This window comes from Streptomyces sp. YIM S03343 (genome assembly GCF_054729195.1).
This window is the reverse complement of the sequence record NZ_JBPUKX010000001.1, coordinates 3,624,665-3,641,853: the sequence shown is the minus strand read 5'-3', so window position 1 is coordinate 3,641,853 and position 17,189 is coordinate 3,624,665. Positions and strand designations below refer to the sequence as shown.

Below are 17,189 nucleotides of genomic sequence, written 5' to 3'. Positions count from 1 at the left end.
CCGGTAGATCGCATGGGTCACAGCGACCTGACAGGAACGGGAACGGACATGGGTGATCGGCAGAGCGGTGACGGGGTGCCGGGCCGTCGCCATGCGCACCCCGACGGCTCCGTGCCCGGCACCCGGCGGGTGACGGCCGACGGCGGTCTGGAGGCGCTGCTGGCCGCCGCGATCCGCGCGGACGAGGTGGACCCCGTGGCCGAGCAGCGGGCCGTGGCGGCGTTCAGCGCCGCCCGGGACGCGGGCGCGCTCACCGCGCGCCCCCGGGGCCGCGACGACTGGCGGCCCCGCGAGACGCGCCGCAACCGGCGCTCGCTGAAGGTCACCCTCTCCGTGGCCGTCGCCGGACTCACCCTCGGCGGTGTCGCCTACGCCGGTATCGGCGCCGGAGGCTCCGGTGAGGACGACGGCGCGCACCCTGGCGGTACGACCCCCTCGGCCGGTGCCCGGGACGGCTCGTCCGGTGCTACGGCGGACGGCGGCGCGCCCTCCGGCTCCGCGAGCACCGGCCGCCCGGACACCGCCCAGGACACCGCGGCCCACTGCCGGGCCTACGAGCAGGTCAAGGATCGTGGCAAGGCACTCGACTCCACGGCCTGGCAGCGGCTGGTGGACGCCGCGGGCGGTACGGCGAACGTCGAGGCCTACTGCGCCGACCAACTGGCCCGTGCCGCACAGGACAAGGCCGCCAAGACCACCGGCGCCAACCCGAACTCCACGTCCGACGCGAACCCCAGGTCGACGGCCACGACGGGCGGGAACGCGAACGGCGGCGGCAACGGCAACGCTTCCGACTCGGGCAACGCGAACGGGAACAGCGACAAGAAGGCGACCAAGACTCCCGGCAAGGGGTGAACCGCTGCCGGGCCTTGTGCAGGTGCTTGGCGAAGCAAGGAACGGGCCCGATGACCGGCGGTCAGGGCACGAGGGCGTTGAGATCGATGTCGAGCGGGAAGGGTACGGAGATCTTCAGTCGGTCCCGGTGGATGCCGGTGGGCACGTACGAGTTGGTCATGGCGTCGAGTTCGTAGATGTGGACGGCGGGGGCCCCGGCCTCGTCCTCGATTCGCCAGAAATGGGTGATCTTGGCCTGTGCGTACTTGAAGGGCTTGAGGGACCGGTCGCGGTCGGCGGATTCCTCCGAGACGACCTCGATGACGAGAGGGATGTCATCGGGTGCGTACCAGGTGCGGTCAGGGTCGTAGGCGGCGGTGGTGACCAGGATGTCGGGCTCGGGGCGACTCTTGTTGTCGAGCCGTACGGTCATCTCGCGCTCGACCTCGAACCCGGCGGGGGCGGCCTGCCGCAGGGCGAAAGTGAGACTTTCTACGAGCCGAGAGTGCCAGGACCGCTGCGGCGACATCATGAAAATCAGGGCTCCGTCGATCAGTTCGGTGTGCCGCGGTGCTTGTGGGAGGTGGTCGAGGTCGTCGGCTTCCCAGCCGCTGGGCCTGGGCGGGATCATCCAGTCGGGGAGTTCGGCGGTCATGGCTTCCTCCATGCGCTGCAAAGGGAGCGGTCAGGGGCCTTGATCCCGGATTTCTAGACGGGCCATGCACCTGGCGTCAGCGTAGTTGATGCTGCTCCTCGACGAGCGGCAGTCGCTGTGGTGGTGGCGGGCCCTCACGCGGTTGCTGGCAGCGTCGGGTAATGCCCGAATCGTCGCAGGTCAGGGCGGCAAAACCGAGACGACGGCCGGGGCCGCCACCCCCCACAGGAGAGGCCCCGGCCGTCGCACGGCACGGGTCGCATGGCGACCCGTACTCCCTACAGCGCCAGGGGTGCGTTTTCTGTCACACCCCACCTCGATTTGAGTTACTTGCATGTTGGACTGACACGGACAGACATGGACGAGGAACGGACCGAGGTCGTAACGTGCCCTTCGCGCCGGGCGCGGAAAGGCCGATCGACCTGAGACGGACTGCCGCCCCACACATTCGGGGGCGCTGGACGGGGCCTAGAGGGGCATGCGGGTGCTGGGGGACGACGCGGAGCTGACCGCCGCGGTGCTTGCGGCACAGAACGGGGACGAGACCGCGTTCCGGACTGTGTACCGCGCTGTGCACCCGCGGCTGCTCGGGTACGTACGCACATTGGTCGGTGAGACGGACGCCGAGGACGTGGCGTCCGAGGCGTGGCTCCAGATCGCCCGGGACCTCGACCGGTTCTCCGGCGACGCGGACCGGTTCCGGGGCTGGGCGGCACGGATCGCCCGCAACCGGGGCCTCGACCACATCCGGATGCGCGGCCGGCGCCCGGCGATCGGCGGTGACGAGACCGAACTGACCGGCCGGGCCGCCCCGTCGGACACCGCGGGCGAGGCCATCGAGGCGCTCACCACCGACCGCACCCTCTCCCTCATCGCCCAACTGCCGCAGGACCAGGCCGAGGCGGTCGTGCTGCGGGTGGTCGTCGGGCTCGACGCCAAGACCGCCGCGGAGACCCTCGGCAAGCGCGCCGGTGCCGTACGCACGGCCGCGCACCGCGGTCTGAAGCGGCTCGCGGAGCTGATCGGCGCCGATCCGGAAGCGGCCGGTGTGCTCGGCGCCCTGCCACCCCAGCGAGAACCGCGTGACCGCGCGGTGACGTCCGCCACTGTGACGCATCCGCGTCCGCGGACGCAGAAGGACATGTGATGGCCGACGAGCAGTACAGATGGCTGAACCGCGAAACGGCCGAACGCCTGCTGCGCGGCGAGTCCGTCGAAGCCGTCGAATCTGTCGACGCGTCGGCCCGTGACCAGGCAGAACGGCTTGCCAAGACCCTTGACGCGCTGTCCGTGCCGGACATCCCGGCCAGCGGTGAGCTGCCCGGTGAGGCCGCCGCGGTGGCCGCGTTCCGCAAGGCCGCCGAGGCACGCGCGAGCGACGCCGCCGACCTGGCCGTCACCGGCGGTGACCCGTCCCGTGACGTCGGCCTGGTCCGGATAGGGGGTCCGGCCCGCGCCGGGTACGGCCCCGCGCGCTCCCGCCGGCGCCGCCCGGTACGCCTCGGGCTCGCCGCCGCGCTGCTGCTCGGCTCGCTCGGCGGCGCCACCGCGCTGGCCGCGACCGGGGTCATCCCCGGACCGTTCGACCACACCGACCCCGGTCCCGCCGCCAGTGTCTCGGCCCCCGTCACCCCCGATCCCACCGCCGGTTCCGCCACCCCGGACGGCACCGCCGGCGGCGGCTCCGGCGCCCCCTCGACCGGCACCCCGTCGAACGGCAACGGCGGCGGTGGCCCGGCCCGGGACGGCTCGACCGCCGGTGCCGAAACCGGCGCCGCCGCGCCGCCCGGCGGGAAGACCAGCGGGTGGAGGGGTGCCACCGCGGCCTGCCGCGACCTGCGGCACGGCAAGAACCTCGGCGTCGGCCGCAAGCGCGCGCTGGAGGAGGCGGCGGGCGGGGCGTCCCGGGTGTGGAGGTACTGCCGGGGCGTCCTCAAGTCCGCGGGGGAGAGCAGCGGTTCCTCGAACGGCAACGGCAACGGCAATGCCGACGGCGGCGGTCAGGGCAACGGCAACGCCAACGGCGGCGGCCAGGGGGAGCAGGGCAACCAGAACGGCAACGGCGGTGACGACGACGGTCCGATACGCGGGGGCCACGGTGGCCACTACCACCACCACCGGGACGGCACCGCCCTGACGCCCGCCCCGGCCGCCTTCGGCCCGCCCTCGCACCCGTCCCGCCGCACCCCGGCCGCCCCGCAGGGCACGGGCACCTCCGTCATCCCGTCGCCGGACCCGACGTACAGCGCGCTCTGAACTGCGCCTGAACCGCCTCTGAACTGCGCCGATGCCTCCGCCACCACCTTCCCGGAACTTTTTTCCGGAGGGGTGTGACATTTTCAGCTCCGGCAACGCAGTACTGGATGAGCCGACTGGTCATCGGCCCTCGCACAGAGCCGGGGTTCCCCCCGTACCTACGGCTCGTGCATATGGCGCGGGCGGGACACGTTCCCCCGGTCCCGCCCGCGCCCCATCAACACCTTCAGCCACAACCGCGCATGTCCTAGGGCCGCGACAGGCAACGTTTGCCCGTCAAGGAGCGGCGTCCGGTGCGTGCTCTCGGCGTGCCGGGCGCAAGCCCTCGTACTGGACGTACTTGGGCTTGTGCCCGGTGCGGCGAGAGTGCGTGCCGGACGTCGCGACGGGGCGAACGTTGCCTGTTGGGGCACTAGCGGTGGATGACGACCTTGTCGCCCACCCGCACCTCGGCGAACAGCTCTGAGATCGCCGCCTCGTCACGGACGTTGACGCAGCCGTGCGAGCCGCCCGCGTAACCGCGCGCCGCGAAGTCGTAGGAGTAGTGCACGGCTTGGCCGCCGCTGAAGAACATCGCGTACGGCATGGGGGAGTCGTAGAGCGTCGACACATGGTTCCGTGACTTCCAGTAGACGCTGAACACCCCTTCCCTGGTGGGTGTGTACTGCGAGCCGAAGCGCACCGATATGGTCGAGACGGTCCGGCCGCCGATCATCCAGCGCAGCGTGCGGGTGGTCTTGTCGATGCACAGCACCCGCCCGGTCAGACAGCGCGTATCGGGCGGACCGGCAGGCTGACCACCCATCAGATACAGCTCCCACTGGCCCGGTTGGCGTGTCATGCTCAGCAGCCGCCGCCAGGTCATGGAGTCCGTCTTCCCGGTCCGTGGCAGCCCGCGCCTGCCCTGGAAGCCCTTGACGGCTGCCTCGGTGAGATCGTCGTAGGTCCCCGTCGGTCCGTCGAACAGCCACTCCAGCTGCCGCAGCCGTGCCTGGAGCTCACGCACATCGGGCCCGCTGTCGCCACGGGACCACAGGACCGGTGACTCAGCGGTGACCGGCGTACGGCTCGCCCCGCCCCCGGCTCCGCCCCCCGACCCGCCGCCTGCCCCGCTCCCGGCACTGTCGCCCGCGCCGACGCCCGCACTGCCGCCCGACGGACCGGACGGCGTCCCGGACGGCGTCGCGGACGGCAGCTCGACGTGTACCGGCAGCCGGTGCTTGCCGTCGGCGTCCGTCGGCTGGACGGTGCAACCCGCGGTCACCACGGCGAGCGCGACGGCCGACGCGGCGGCACCGACGACGGCGGTGAACGTCTTCCCCATGGCGTTGCCCCTCCCCATGCCCATGCCCCTCCCATACCCCTGGACCTCCCCCATGCCCCTGCTTCTGATGCCTGCCCCGGCGTGACCGGGCCGGGATCCCGGGGCATGGTGGTGAGGGGCACGGTGGCGAGCGAGCCCCCGGACCGAGGCACCGCACGGCGGGAGGCGGACGATGGCGACGGCGCACGAATCGGAGTCGGGACTGCCGGTCGAGCCGGTGTACGGCCCGCAGGCCCTCGCGGGCTGGGACCCGGCCGGACGGCTGGGCGAGCCGGGGGCGTACCCCTTCACGCGCGGGGTGTACCCGACGATGTACACGGGCCGCCCCTGGACGATGCGCCAGTACGCCGGTTTCGGCACCGCGACGGAGTCCAACGCCCGCTACAAGCAGCTGATCGCGGGCGGCTCCACCGGTCTGTCCGTCGCCTTCGACCTGCCCACCCAGATGGGCCACGACTCCGACAGCGCCGTCGCGCACGGTGAGGTCGGCAAGGTGGGCGTGGCGATCGACTCGCTCGACGACATGCTGGTGCTGTTCGACGGGATCCCGCTGGGCGAGGTCTCCACGTCGATGACGATCAACGCCCCCGCCGCCCTGCTGCTCCTGCTGTACCAACTGGTCGCGGAGGAGCAGGGCGTGAGCGCCGGCCGGCTGACCGGCACGATCCAGAACGACGTGCTCAAGGAGTACATCGCGCGCGGGACGTACATCTTCCCGCCCAAGCCCTCGCTGCGGCTGACGGCCGACATCTTCAAGTACTGCAAGGCCGAGCTGCCGAGGTGGAACACCATCTCGATCTCCGGCTACCACATGGCGGAGGCGGGCGCGTCCCCCGCACAGGAGATCGCCTTCACCCTCGCCGACGGCATCGAGTACGTGCGCACGGCGGTCGACGCCGGGATGGACGTGGACGACTTCGCCCCGCGGCTCTCGTTCTTCTTCGTCGCCCGTACGACGCTCCTGGAGGAGGTCGCCAAGTTCCGCGCCGCCCGGCGCATCTGGGCGCGGGTCATGCGGGACGACTTCGGCGCGAAGGACCCCAGGTCGTGGATGCTGCGCTTCCACACCCAGACGGCGGGCGTTCAGCTGACGGCGCAGCAGCCCGAGGTGAATCTGGTCCGGGTGGCCGTGCAGGCGCTGGCCGCGGTGCTGGGCGGCACCCAGTCGCTGCACACCAACTCCTTCGACGAGGCGATCGCCCTGCCCACCGACAGGAGCGCCCGCCTGGCCCTGCGCACCCAGCAGGTCCTCGCCCACGAGACGGATGTGACGGCGACGGTGGACCCGTTCGCGGGGTCGTACGCGATCGAGTCGATGACGGACGACGTGGAGGCGGCGGCACTGGAGCTGATGCGCAAGGTCGAGGACATCGGCGGCGCGGTCGCCGCCATCGAACACGGCTTCCAGAAGGGCGAGATCGAGCACAGCGCCTACCGGATCGCCCGGCAGACGGACTCGGGGGAGCGGATCGTGGTCGGCGTCAACCGCTTCCGCCTCGACGAGGAGGAGCCCTACGAGCCGCTGCGCGTCGACCCCGCCATCGAGACCCGGCAGACCCGACGCCTCGCCGCCCTGCGCGCGGCCCGCGACCCCGCCGCCGTCGACGCCGCGCTCCTGGAGCTCCGGAAGGCAGCCGAGGGCCGGGACAACGTGCTGTACCCGATGAAGGAGGCCCTGCGGGCCCGGGCGACGGTGGGCGAGGTGTGCGGTGCGCTGCGCGAGGTGTGGGGGTCGTATGAGACACCTCCGAGCGACACCTTCTGAGCGGGGCGGCTCACGGGCGGTGCTCCGAATGGTCCGCCGCTGACCGCACTGCGGGACTCCGGGACGGAATGTCGTACCCCCGTGCGACACTCCCTTCCATGTTCGGTGTCATCCATCTCCCCACCTATCTGGCAGGGCTTGTCCTGATCATCCTCCTGCCGGGGCCCAACTCCCTCTACGTCCTGTCCGTCGCCGCCCGCCGCGGGGTGCGCGCGGGGTACACCGCCGCGGCCGGGGTCTTCTGCGGGGACACCGTGCTGATGACGCTCTCCGCCGCCGGCGTCGCCTCGCTGCTCAAGGCCAACGCCGTGCTGTTCGGGATCGTGAAGTACGCGGGGGCCGGGTATCTGACCTGGCTGGCCGTGGGGATGCTGCGGGCCGCCTGGGGGATGTGGCGGACGCGCCGGGAGAAGCAGCTCGCCGACGAGCAGCAGGCCACGGCCGCGGGCCCCGCCCAGGAGCGGGTGTACCGCAGGGCGCTGGTCGTCAGTCTCTTCAACCCCAAGGCGACCCTGTTCTTCATCGCCTTCTTCGTGCAGTTTGTCTCAGACGACTACGCCTACCCCGCCTTGTCCTTCCTGGTGCTCGGCGCCTTCGCCCAGCTCGCGAGCGTGCTGTATCTGTCGGCCCTGATCTTCGGCGGGACGCGGCTTGCCGCAGCCTTCCGACAGCGTCGCCGCCTGGCGGCGGGTGCCACCTCGGCGGCCGGAGTGCTCTTCATGGGCTTTGCAGTCAAGCTGACCCTGGCGAGTGCGTAGCGCGCGGTTGGACTCTGGAACGTTCTTCGTGCAGTTCGTCGACCCGGGCTACGCCTACCCCGCGCTGTCCTTCGTGGTGCTCGGCGCCTTCGCCCAGCTGGCCAGCGTGCTCTGCCTCAGCGCCCTGATATTCGGCGGCACCCGCCTCGCCGCCGCCTTCCGCCGCCGCAGACGCCTCGCGGCAACGGCGACCTCGGCGGCGGGTGCCCTGTTCATCGGCTTCGCGGTGAAGCTGACGCTGGCCAGCGCCTGAGCGGGTGCGGCGGGCTGCCGGTACGCGGGTGCGGGTGCGTACACGGATGCGCCGTATCAGCCGTTACCGGCCGCTGACGGCTGACTCCGAAGCCTGAGAGCCCCGAACAAAAGGGGCGCCCGGCTCGCGGCGTCTGGCACGCACGCTCGCCGCGTTGCCGAAAGGCCCTAGTAGCTCCTCCCCCAAGCTCTCGGCTGCGCTCGAGCAGGGGGGACCCCCATCGAGGACCTTCCGGCGCCTTGCGATCGCACGCACCAGACGCCGCGAGCTGATCGGACTCCCCTTTTGTTCGGGGCTCTGAGTCACATCCCTGCCCGGGATGAACCGAGGCCCAGATTCTCCGGCTTGAGGCTCCTTTTCAGCCGCGGCCCGAGCGGCTTCTCCACCAGGCGGTGCATCAGCCAGGCCAGCGTCAGCAGACCGAGCACGGTCACCGCCAGCGTCGGCCACGGGGCGAGACCCAGCTTGCGGTGCAGCACGCGGATCACGAACCAGCCCAGGTGCTCGTGGATCAGATAGAAGGGGTACGTCAGGGCGCCCGCGGTGGCCAGCCAGGGCCAGCGCGCCCAGCGCGTCCAGCCCAGCGCCACGACCGCCACGGCGGCGAAGGCGAGGGTGACGAACAGCAGGATCACCTGCGGATCGCGATGGATGCCGCCGCTGGTCGGGAAGGGGTGGTACAGCCCGGCGATGGCGTAGTGCTGACCGAGCAGCCAGGACATCGCCACGATGCCCCACAGCAGCAGATCGCTGCCGAAGCGGTGGATCAGGTACAGCGCGAGACCGCCCACGAAGAACGGGGCGTACTCGCTCATCACCACCTCGTCGATCAGCGGGTTGTGGGTGACCCCGGCGAGGACGGCGGCCAGCGTCCACACGGAGCAGAACAGCACCACCCGCCGGTAGGTGACGCCCCGCCGGACCACCAGCAGCGCGAACAGCGCGTAGAACCGCACCTCCACCCACAGCGTCCAGCACACCCCGAGCACCCGGGGCACCCCCACCGGCTGCTGGAGCATCGTCAGGTTCACCAGGAAGTCGTCCAGCCGCAGCGGCCGGACCACGACCGGCAGCGCGATGGATGCGGCGGTGATGATCACCAGCGCCGCCCAGTAGGCGGGGTAGAGCCGGGCCACCCGGGAGCGGAAGAAGTCGCCCATGGTCCGGCCCCAGCTGCTCATGCAGATCACGAAGCCGCTGATGACGAAGAAGAACTGCACGCCCAGACAGCCGTAGACCGAGAACCGGGCCAGACCCGGGAACAGATGCGCCGGTGTCGCGTGCCAGGAGTCGCTGACGGTGCCGCCCCGGCCGGTGAAGTGGTAGAGGCAGACCATCAGGGCCGCCAGCAGCCGCAGCCCGTCGAGAGCGAGCAGCCGGTCGGAACCGCCGCGCGCACTCCGGCCGCGACGGCCTTCGGCCGGGGCGGCGGCGGGACCCGGTACGGCGGGGTGCGCGGCGGGAGCGGGAGGCGCGGAAGTGGAGGGAATCGCAGACATGGTTGCGGGGGCCCTTACCCGGTGACGGTGGTTTCAGCCCGGCCGATTCAGCTCAGGTCTGTGGGGTGCCTGTGTCACCTTACCGGTGCCTCGGTAAAACACAGGATCGGCTTGATTGACAAGCAGACGATTCGCCTGTCGGTCGAATTCCGTTCATCTGTACGTCGTTTTCACTCTGGGATTTCTCCACCCTTCGCGCCGATTTCCGGTGCGGTGGGCGGCGGTGAATGAACGGCAGGTGGCAGCAGATGAACATCCGTCATCCGGAAAAGACACAGGGGCCGTTCCCCGATCGGGAACGGCCCCGTTTACAGGCCGCGTCAGCGACTCAGTGCAGTTCAGCGACTCAGTGCAGTTCAGCGGCTCACCGCGCGCCGCAGGCTGCGGGCTTTGCGGGCGACGCGGCGCACCGTGGCGTTGCGCGGGATGAACGCGAGCTGTGCCGGTACACCGCCGGGCAGGGCGAGCGAGGTCAGCCGCTTGCGCTTGAAGTAGCGCAGGACGCGGGGGTTCAGATGCTTCGCCAGATACCGCTCGGTCTCCACGCGCAGCTCGGGAAGGATCTTCGGCTGCATCGCGAAGCCGACGGCGCGCAGCAGCGGACCCAGGGTGGCCGCGTCCATGCCGCGGCGCTGCTCGGTGACGGCCCCCCGGTCCGTCAGCTCGGGCAGCAGCGCGTCGACGATCGTCACCGGCACGCGGTTGCTGTTCTCGAACGGGGTCAGCCGGTCCATCAGCAGTTCGGTGCCGATCCGGGCGACCGGCAGCCGGTAGAGCGCCGACGCGGTGAGCAGGGCGGTGGAGAAGCAGCCCACGACGAGTGCCGGGCGCATCCGCTGGTACAGCATCTCGGCGAGGACCGGGGTGTCGATGACCGTGAGTTCGGCGCCGGCCTCCTCCGCCGCGCGCTCCAGGCTGCGGGTGTAGCGGGCCGGTGCGGTGGGGTGCGGCTTGAACACCACGCGGGTGTGACCGAGTGCGAGGGCGCCCTTGAGCATACGGATGTGCAGGTTCTCCTCCTCCTCGGCGGTGAGGATCTCCAGCGCGGAGAGGTACTGGCCGAGCAGCAGGGCCGGTTCCTCGATCTGCGGCAGACCGTCGCCGGTGTCGAGGAGTTCGGTGAGCACCTTGGTGAAGGCGGGGGTCGGCACCAGCTCCGCGGGCACTCCGAACTCGGTGAGCAGGAGCGGCTCCAGACCGGGCACCAGGTCCAGGTGGAGGAGGCGGTCGACGCGGGTGCCGACCAGCGGGTCGATCTTGTTGCGGGTGGGGCCGTAGCTCATCAGGCCGTCCGCGTAGACCGTGACGGGGGCGCCGGTGAAGATCTGCGCGAGGCCCAGCGACGGGTTGACCTGGATGGACTCCACGGCGAGCTCGATGTCGTCGTCGCCGAGCTGCCAGGCGAGCCGCAGATGACGCTGCCACAGCACGAGGTCGTCCATGCGGGGGGCCCAGCCGCCCGGGTGGAAGGGCGAGATGGTCTCGTTGTACGACAGCACCTCGTCGAACCGCTCGCGCAGCCGGTCGAAGCCGGGCATCTCGTCGATGCCGGGGGTCGTCTCGGGTGTCGCCGCGTTGTTGCAGACCAGCAGGATGCGGCGGTCGGCGGGACCGAAGCAGCCGGAGTCGAGGGCGGCGGCGAGGGTGGCGGTGCCGTAGAGCGTCGACGCCTGGAAGATCTGCGTGGTCACGCGGCTGCCCCCGTACCGACGGGACGGCGGCGCAGCCGGCGCAGCCGGGAGGCGCGCTCGATGTCCATGGAGTCCAGCGCCTCCTCCAGGATGTCCTGCGGCATCCGGCGCAGGGCGACGGCGCTGAGGGACTTGAGTTTTCTCGCCACCGGTGGCTCGAACCTTTCGATGGATCCCAGATGATGGGAAATGATGGCGCAATAGGTGCGGACGGCCTTCGGCAGCAGTTTGTCCGCGTCCGGGTCCTGCGCGGTCTCCTCGACGACCTCGTCGAACGCGCGGATGAAATCGAGCTGACGGACGTCACCGATCTGGGTGAGCGACGAGGCGACACCCCGGCGGTAGAAAACGCCCAGCAGACTCACCGCGGCGAAGGACTTCGCCTCCCGGTGCAGTTTCCAGATCCACGGCCGGTCCTCGGCGGTGCGCAGCCCGTCGGTGAAGTGCACCAGACCCTGGTCCACCAGCCGCCGGTGGTAGACGCCCGCCCAGGCGTAGGCGTAGTCGACCGAGGTGGAGCGGTCGGAGGGCAGGATCGCGTCCCTGGGGTTCATCACCACACCCCGGTGGCCGACCGGCACCCGGTGCACGACGCGTGCCCGCGCGGTGCACTGGACGTGGTCGGTGCGGATGAAGTCACACCCCAACTCTTCCATTGCGGAGACCAGTTGGGGGTAGTAACCCGGGGCGAGCCAGTCGTCGCCGTCGAGGAAGGTGAGGTACTCGCCGCGCGCCTTGTCGATACCGGTGTTGCGGGCGGTGGCCAGTCCTCCGTTCTTCTCGTGCCGGACGTACACCGCGCCGGGGAGCTCCCGCTCCGCGCGCGCGAGGATGTCCGGCGTCTCGTCGCGCGAGCAGTCGTCGACGAGAATGAATTCGAAGTCCTCACGTGCGTTCGCACGCAGGCTCCTCAGGGTGTCTGGCGCGTATTGCTGCACGTTGTAGAACGGCACGATGACGGAGAGCTTGACCACGCATGGGACGTTAGGGCGAAGCCCGTCATTCGTCTTGACCGTTGCCTTGATATGAGGTGAACGACGCGTGGCGAAGCTGTGAACCGGGTTTTATTCCGCTGTGTCGGCGGCCTGATTCGCCAACCGGCGAGATGCTGTTAACCCTTTGTTGCGGTGGGGTTGGGCCGAACCTAGAAATGCCTTCCTACGGTCTTCGACGTGCCAGCAAGTGCAACGAGGACCCGACGGGTAGCCGTACTAGCCGATTCCGACACCCGGTGGAAATGGGGCGCGCTCACCGCGAAGCGCATCGTTCCCTCCGATGCGGACATGAAGCTCGACGGCTATCTGCTCCGGGGACGTGCCACCCCGACGGCCCGTCAGCTCCAGGAGGTCGGCGTCCACGCCGACTCGCTCCGCGAGGTGACCGCCGTCGAATTCCTGCGCGTGATGGGCGAGGAGACGTACGACGTCCTGGTGCTCTCCCTCGTCGGCGGGGGAGTCCAGGCCATGCTGCACGGACTGCGCCACGTATGGGCGAGCGCCGCCGAACGGCCCGTCGTCGTGACCGGCTACGTCGGCGTCGTCTACGAGAAGCTCGCCGACGGACTGCTGCTGCGCCACGGCGCCGACCTCGTCCTCGCCAACTCCCGCCAGGACGCGGACCGTTTCCGCGCCGTCTACGAGGGAGTGGGCGCCGACGCCTCCGCCGTGACCGAGGTCGCCCTGCCGTTCCTCGGCGGCGCTCCGTACGCCGGTACCGACGAGCCCTACACGGTGGTGTTCGCGGCGCAGCCCTCGGTCCCCGAGAGCCGCAAGGACCGCACCTATCTGCTGGAGCGGCTGATCCGGCACGCCCGCTCCCACCCCGACCGCCAGGTGCTGCTGAAGCTGCGCTCCAGGCCCGGCGAACACACCACGCACATCGAGGAGCTGCCCTACCAGAAGCTGGCGCAGAACCTCGACGCGCCTGCCAACTTCCAACTGGTCTACGGCCATATGGGCGAGGTCCTCGACCGCACCGACCTGCTGGTCACCGTCAGTTCCACGGCCGCCCTGGAATCGCTGCACCGGCGTATCCCCACCGCCGTGCTCACCGACCTCGGCGTCCGTGAAGGCCTCGGCAACCACCACTTCGTCGGCTCGGGCTGCCTCACCTCCTGGGACCGCCTCGACACCGGCCGCCGGCCCGAGCCCGACCCGGAGTGGATCGCCCGGCAGGGGGTCGCGGCCGACGGCTCGTACGCCACCGCCTTCGACACGGCGCGCGAGCGGATCGCCAAGCTGCTCCACCGCCCCGGCGGACTGCCGCCCCTGAACCCCTACTACACCACCGAGACCGCGCCCGGATATCTGCCGGGCATCCTCGCCCGCCACCACCTCGGACCCGACGGCGCCCCGCTGCCCGGCGCGCCCGCCGCCGACCGGCAGCCCGGCCCCGTCCGCCAGATGGTCCGCCGCGCCGCCCGCGGCGCCTACCGCCACGGCGTCCAGCGCGTGGCACCGGTGATCCGCCGGATGGGCGAGCTGTGAACGCCGCGACACCCCACCGGGGCGGCGGAGGAACCGAAGGAGCAGAGCCGATGTCCAACTCCCGTGCGAGCCGAGGTGCCCAAAACGCCTCGATGCGCCGCGTGCTCGCCGTGATCCCCGCCCGCGGCGGTTCCAAGGGCGTGCCCATGAAGAACATCGCCCCGGTCGGCGGTATACCGCTGGTCGCCCGCGCGGTGCGCGCGTGCCTGGCCGCCCGTCATGTCACCGACGTGGTCGTCTCCACCGACGACCAGGCCATCGCCGCCGCTGCCCGGCACGCCGGTGCCGAGGTCGTGATGCGGCCCGCCGCCATCGCCGGGGACACCGCCACCTCCGAGTCGGCCGTCCTGCACGCCCTGGACGCCCACGAGGCGCTGCACGGCGCGGCCATGGACGTCGTCCTGCTGGTGCAGTGCACCAGCCCCTTCATCGTCCACGAGGACATCGACGGTGTCGCCGCCGCGGTCCTCGACAAGGGCGCCGACAGCGCCCTGACCGTCGCCCCCTTCCACGGCTTCATCTGGCGCGACGCCGCCGACGACCCGGTCGCCGCCGGGGCAAAGACCACGGCGGCCGAGGGCGGCGGCGGCTCCGTGACCGTCGCCAGCACCACCGCCACCGAGGGCGGTTACGGCGTCAACCACGACAAGTCCTTCCGCCCGCGCCGCCAGGACCGCCCCCAGGACCTGCTGGAGACCGGCGCCGCCTACGCCATGGAGACCGGCGGCTTCCGCACCCACCGGTTCCGCTTCTTCGGCCGTACGGAACTCGTCCGCACCGACCCCGCCCGGGTCCTGGAGATCGACGACCCGCACGAACTGGCCCGCGCCCGCGCCCTGGCCCCCTTCTTCGACGCGGACCGGCCGGGCTCCCTCCCGACCCTGGCCGACATCGACGCCGTCGTCCTCGACTTCGACGGCACCCAGACCGACGACCGGGTGCTGATCGACTCCGAGGGACGGGAGTTCGTCTCCGTGCACCGCGGGGACGGCCTCGGCATCGCCGCCCTGCGCCGCAGCGGCCTGACGATGCTGATCCTGTCCACGGAACAGAACCCCGTGGTCGCCGCCCGGGCCCGGAAGCTCAAGATCCCGGTCCTGCACGGCATCGACCGCAAGGACCTCGCGCTCAAGCAGTGGTGCGAGGAGCAGGGCATCGCGCCGGAGCGCGTGCTCTACGTCGGCAACGACGTCAACGACCTCCCGTGCTTCGCCCTCGTGGGCTGGCCCGTGGCGGTCGCGAGCGCCCACGACATCGTGCGTGGCGCCGCACGCGCCGTCACCACCGTCCCCGGCGGCGACGGCGCGATCCGTGAGATCGCGGGCTGGCTGCTCGGCGCGTCCCTCGACGCCCCCGGCACCCCCGACTCCACAAACGCTCCCGACTCTCCCGACTCTCGCGACTCCTCCGAGTCTTCCGACAACCCCGCCCAGCCCGCCCAGCCCGCCCAGCCCGCCCAGCCCGCCCAGCCCGCCCAGCCCGCCCAGCCCACCCAGTGAGGACCCCTCTTCCATGAGCACCAACTCCCGTCTGCGTCACTTCGGTTCCCGCGAGGTCGGCCACGGAAGGCCCGTCTACGTCTGCGGCGAGATCGGCATCAACCACAACGGTGACCTGGAGAACGCCTTCAAGCTCATCGACGTGGCCGCCGAGGCGGGCTGCGACGCCGTCAAGTTCCAGAAGCGCACCCCCGAGATCTGCACCCCGCGCGACCAGTGGGACATCGAGCGGGACACCCCGTGGGGCCGCATGACCTACATCGACTACCGCCACCGCGTGGAGTTCGGCGAGGACGACTACCGCAAGATCGACGAGCACTGCAAGGAGAAGGGGATCGACTGGTTCGCCTCCCCGTGGGACACCGAGGCCGTCGCCTTCCTGGAGAAGTTCGACGTCCCCGCCCACAAGGTGGCCTCCGCCTCCCTCACCGACGACGAACTGCTGCGCGCCCTGCGCGCCACCGGCCGCGCCGTCATCCTCTCCACCGGCATGTCGACCCCGAAGCAGATCCGCCACGCCGTCGAGGTGCTCGGCTCCGACAACATCCTGCTCTGCCACGCCACGTCGACCTACCCGGCGAAGGCCGAGGAGCTCAACCTCCGCGTGATCAACACGCTGGAGAAGGAGTTCCCGAACGTCCCGATCGGCTACTCCGGCCACGAGACCGGCCTGCAGACCACCCTCGCCGCGGTCGCGCTCGGGGCGACCTTCGTCGAGCGTCACATCACCCTCGACCGTGCCATGTGGGGCTCCGACCAGGCCGCCTCCGTCGAGCCGCAGGGCCTTCAGCGCCTGGTGCGCGACATCCGCGCCATCGAGTCGTCGCTGGGTGACGGCGTCAAGAAGGTCTACGACTCCGAGCTCGGCCCCATGAAGAAGCTGCGCCGGGTCACCGGCGTCGTCGCCGAGGCGGAGATCGCCGCGGCGGCGGGCGAGCCGGTCTCGGTGTGAGACCGGACGACTCCGGATTACGGGACGGTCGTACATCGATGAGCACCCGCGCCGGCACCACGGCCGGCTTCGCCCCGCACACTCTCGCCTTCGTCGAGAGCCCGGTGCAGCTCCTGAACGTGCTGGAATGGGCGCACGCGCACGCCATGGGCGCCGCCGGTCCGCCCGGCACGTCCACGGGCACACCCGGGATGCCGGGTGAGGCGCAGGCCGGGGTGCCGGGCGCGGTGCACGGTGGGGTGTCGGGCGCGGGGCTCACCCTCGTCGTCCTGTCCCCGACCGACCCCATGACCCGGGGCCAGCTGCGCCGTATGGCCGAGCTGGCCCGGGACGAGGGGTACGAGGTGCGCTGGGAGGAGGCGCGGGGCGGTGCCGGCGCGCCCTTCCAGACCGTCGGCGGTCTCGCACCGCTGCTGCGGCGGGCCGGGCGGGTGGTGATGGGCGACCCGTTCTCGCGCTATGTGCAGCTGCTGCTGACCATCACCAGGGCGCGTGAGCTGGTCGTCGTCGACGACGGCACCGCCACGATGGAGTTCGTCGCACAGCTCGCCCGGGGCGAACGTCTGGTGCGCTGGCACCGCAAGGGCGGCCGCCCCGGCCCGCGCGACCTGCTGTTCGCCCCGGTGTCCTTCTCGGCCCGGCGTCGGCTGACGCCGGGCCGGCGGCGCAGTGTGGAGATCTTCTCCTCGATGCCCATCGACGAGACACCGGACGGGGTGACGGTCACAGAGAACGATTTCGGCTGGACCCGCACCCGGTTCGGCCCGCCCCGGCTCACCAAGGGCGCCGACATGGTTGGCACATCCCTGGTGGAGACAGGGGTCGTCGACGGCGACCGGTATCTCGACGCTGTACGGGGCCTCGCCAAGGCGCACGGGGCGACCCGCTACTTCGCGCACCGCCGGGAGAGCGCGGAGAAACTGCACCGGCTCGCCGCGCAGACCGGTCTGGAGATCGTCCGCCCCGATCTGCCGCTGGAGCTGATCGCCCGGCGCGGGCCTATCGGGCGGACGATCCTCAGCTTCCCGTCGACCGTCGTGCACACCCTGCCGCTGGCACTGGTCGGCACCGGCGTACGGGTCGCGGTGTGCGACATCGACCCCGCCTGGCTGACGGAGACCGCCTCGCCCCGGGCCCACGGCTTCCTCTCGGACGTCACGGGCACGGCCCGGGACGTCCACCGACTCGCGGCGGTGGCACCGGCGTAGGGCCCGGGC

At 71.1% G+C, this 17,189-nt stretch carries 15 protein-coding genes; 10 read left to right on the top strand and 5 right to left on the bottom strand.

Translation table 11 applies throughout. The annotated features are described in order from the left end of the window. The first annotated feature begins 48 nt into the window (after nt 1–48). Complete coding sequence (locus ACSYGN_RS15485; RefSeq protein WP_460395963.1) at nt 49–855, top strand: hypothetical protein; 807 nt, start codon at nt 49–51, stop codon at nt 853–855. Nucleotides 856–916: 61 nt separating this feature from the next. On the opposite strand, the gene ACSYGN_RS15480 is transcribed toward ACSYGN_RS15485, so the two are convergent. Then, nucleotides 917–1,489, bottom strand: coding sequence for a Uma2 family endonuclease (locus ACSYGN_RS15480; RefSeq protein WP_460395961.1), 573 nt, complete (start codon nt 1,487–1,489; stop codon nt 917–919). Between the two features lie 484 nt (nt 1,490–1,973). Here ACSYGN_RS15480 and ACSYGN_RS15475 point away from each other — a divergent pair, with 484 nt between their 5' ends. Both ACSYGN_RS15475 and ACSYGN_RS15470 read left to right on the top strand, forming a co-directional pair. Then, nucleotides 1,974–2,636 carry an RNA polymerase sigma factor gene (locus tag ACSYGN_RS15475; RefSeq protein WP_460403486.1) on the top strand — a complete coding sequence of 221 codons (663 nt, stop codon included), beginning with the start codon at nt 1,974–1,976 and terminating at the stop codon, nt 2,634–2,636. Then, the gene (locus ACSYGN_RS15470) at nt 2,636–3,745 is read left to right on the top strand and encodes a hypothetical protein (protein WP_460395959.1); all 1,110 of its coding nucleotides are present in this window, start codon (nt 2,636–2,638) and stop codon (nt 3,743–3,745) included. The genes ACSYGN_RS15475 and ACSYGN_RS15470 overlap by 1 nt, the downstream gene beginning before the upstream one ends. A 412-nt stretch (nt 3,746–4,157) precedes the next feature. Here ACSYGN_RS15470 and ACSYGN_RS15465 read toward each other — a convergent pair whose 3' ends face one another. Further along, nucleotides 4,158–5,069 carry a L,D-transpeptidase family protein gene (locus ACSYGN_RS15465; protein WP_460395957.1) on the bottom strand — a complete coding sequence of 304 codons (912 nt, stop codon included), beginning with the start codon at nt 5,067–5,069 and terminating at the stop codon, nt 4,158–4,160. A 172-nt stretch (nt 5,070–5,241) separates the two neighbouring features. Here ACSYGN_RS15465 and ACSYGN_RS15460 point away from each other — a divergent pair, with 172 nt between their 5' ends. The 3 genes from ACSYGN_RS15460 to ACSYGN_RS15450 all read left to right on the top strand — a co-directional run bounded on the left by ACSYGN_RS15460 (nt 5,242) and on the right by ACSYGN_RS15450 (nt 7,845). Beyond that, on the top strand, nt 5,242–6,834 hold the full coding sequence (locus ACSYGN_RS15460; protein ID WP_460395955.1) for an acyl-CoA mutase large subunit family protein: 1,593 nt from the start codon (nt 5,242–5,244) through the stop codon (nt 6,832–6,834). 98 nt (nt 6,835–6,932) lie between these two features. Next, entirely contained in the window at nt 6,933–7,592 is a 660-nt protein-coding gene (gene leuE / locus ACSYGN_RS15455; protein ID WP_460395953.1) for a leucine efflux protein LeuE, read from the top strand. After that, nucleotides 7,585–7,845, top strand: coding sequence for a LysE family transporter (locus ACSYGN_RS15450; RefSeq protein WP_460395951.1), 261 nt, complete (start codon nt 7,585–7,587; stop codon nt 7,843–7,845). Before leuE ends, ACSYGN_RS15450 begins: the two co-directional genes overlap by 8 nt. 302 nt (nt 7,846–8,147) lie before the next feature. On the opposite strand, the gene ACSYGN_RS15445 is transcribed toward ACSYGN_RS15450, so the two are convergent. From ACSYGN_RS15445 to ACSYGN_RS15435, 3 genes are all read right to left on the bottom strand, one after another. Continuing rightward, nucleotides 8,148–9,344 carry an acyltransferase family protein gene (locus tag ACSYGN_RS15445; protein WP_460395949.1) on the bottom strand — a complete coding sequence of 399 codons (1,197 nt, stop codon included), beginning with the start codon at nt 9,342–9,344 and terminating at the stop codon, nt 8,148–8,150. A 356-nt stretch (nt 9,345–9,700) separates the two neighbouring features. After that, nucleotides 9,701–11,035 carry a polysialyltransferase family glycosyltransferase gene (locus ACSYGN_RS15440; protein ID WP_460395947.1) on the bottom strand — a complete coding sequence of 445 codons (1,335 nt, stop codon included), beginning with the start codon at nt 11,033–11,035 and terminating at the stop codon, nt 9,701–9,703. Next, nucleotides 11,032–12,009 carry a glycosyltransferase family 2 protein gene (locus ACSYGN_RS15435; protein ID WP_460395945.1) on the bottom strand — a complete coding sequence of 326 codons (978 nt, stop codon included), beginning with the start codon at nt 12,007–12,009 and terminating at the stop codon, nt 11,032–11,034. Before ACSYGN_RS15435 ends, ACSYGN_RS15440 begins: the two co-directional genes overlap by 4 nt. A gap of 198 nt (nt 12,010–12,207) precedes the next feature. Here ACSYGN_RS15435 and ACSYGN_RS15430 point away from each other — a divergent pair, with 198 nt between their 5' ends. The 4 genes from ACSYGN_RS15430 to ACSYGN_RS15415 are packed head-to-tail and all read left to right on the top strand — an operon-like array spanning nt 12,208 to nt 17,180. After that, nucleotides 12,208–13,521: a DUF6716 putative glycosyltransferase gene (locus ACSYGN_RS15430; RefSeq protein ID WP_460395943.1), complete on the top strand. Its 1,314-nt coding sequence runs from the start codon at nt 12,208–12,210 to the stop codon at nt 13,519–13,521. 50 nt (nt 13,522–13,571) lie between these two features. Further along, entirely contained in the window at nt 13,572–15,020 is a 1,449-nt protein-coding gene (locus tag ACSYGN_RS15425) for a cytidylyltransferase domain-containing protein (RefSeq protein ID WP_460395941.1), read from the top strand. 13 nt (nt 15,021–15,033) lie between these two features. Continuing rightward, nucleotides 15,034–15,972 (top strand): N-acetylneuraminate synthase family protein, encoded by a 939-nt coding sequence (locus tag ACSYGN_RS15420; protein WP_460395939.1) that lies wholly within the window; start codon nt 15,034–15,036, stop codon nt 15,970–15,972. A 38-nt stretch (nt 15,973–16,010) separates the two neighbouring features. Further along, entirely contained in the window at nt 16,011–17,180 is a 1,170-nt protein-coding gene (locus ACSYGN_RS15415; protein ID WP_460395937.1) for a hypothetical protein, read from the top strand. Nucleotides 17,181–17,189 lie beyond the last annotated feature (9 nt).

What these genes read in the sequence shown, in the direction of transcription:
- ACSYGN_RS15415 (WP_460395937.1), top strand. Translation starts at nt 16,011, where the DNA reads ATGAGCACCCGCGCCGGCACCACGGCCGGCTTCGCCCCGCACACTCTC.
- ACSYGN_RS15465 (WP_460395957.1), bottom strand. Translation starts at nt 5,069, where the DNA reads ATGGGGAAGACGTTCACCGCCGTCGTCGGTGCCGCCGCGTCGGCCGTC.
- leuE (WP_460395953.1), top strand. Translation starts at nt 6,933, where the DNA reads ATGTTCGGTGTCATCCATCTCCCCACCTATCTGGCAGGGCTTGTCCTG.
- ACSYGN_RS15460 (WP_460395955.1), top strand. Translation starts at nt 5,242, where the DNA reads ATGGCGACGGCGCACGAATCGGAGTCGGGACTGCCGGTCGAGCCGGTG.
- ACSYGN_RS15420 (WP_460395939.1), top strand. Translation starts at nt 15,034, where the DNA reads ATGAGCACCAACTCCCGTCTGCGTCACTTCGGTTCCCGCGAGGTCGGC.
- ACSYGN_RS15445 (WP_460395949.1), bottom strand. Translation starts at nt 9,344, where the DNA reads ATGTCTGCGATTCCCTCCACTTCCGCGCCTCCCGCTCCCGCCGCGCAC.
- ACSYGN_RS15425 (WP_460395941.1), top strand. Translation starts at nt 13,572, where the DNA reads ATGTCCAACTCCCGTGCGAGCCGAGGTGCCCAAAACGCCTCGATGCGC.
- ACSYGN_RS15470 (WP_460395959.1), top strand. Translation starts at nt 2,636, where the DNA reads ATGGCCGACGAGCAGTACAGATGGCTGAACCGCGAAACGGCCGAACGC.
- ACSYGN_RS15480 (WP_460395961.1), bottom strand. Translation starts at nt 1,489, where the DNA reads ATGACCGCCGAACTCCCCGACTGGATGATCCCGCCCAGGCCCAGCGGC.
- ACSYGN_RS15485 (WP_460395963.1), top strand. Translation starts at nt 49, where the DNA reads ATGGGTGATCGGCAGAGCGGTGACGGGGTGCCGGGCCGTCGCCATGCG.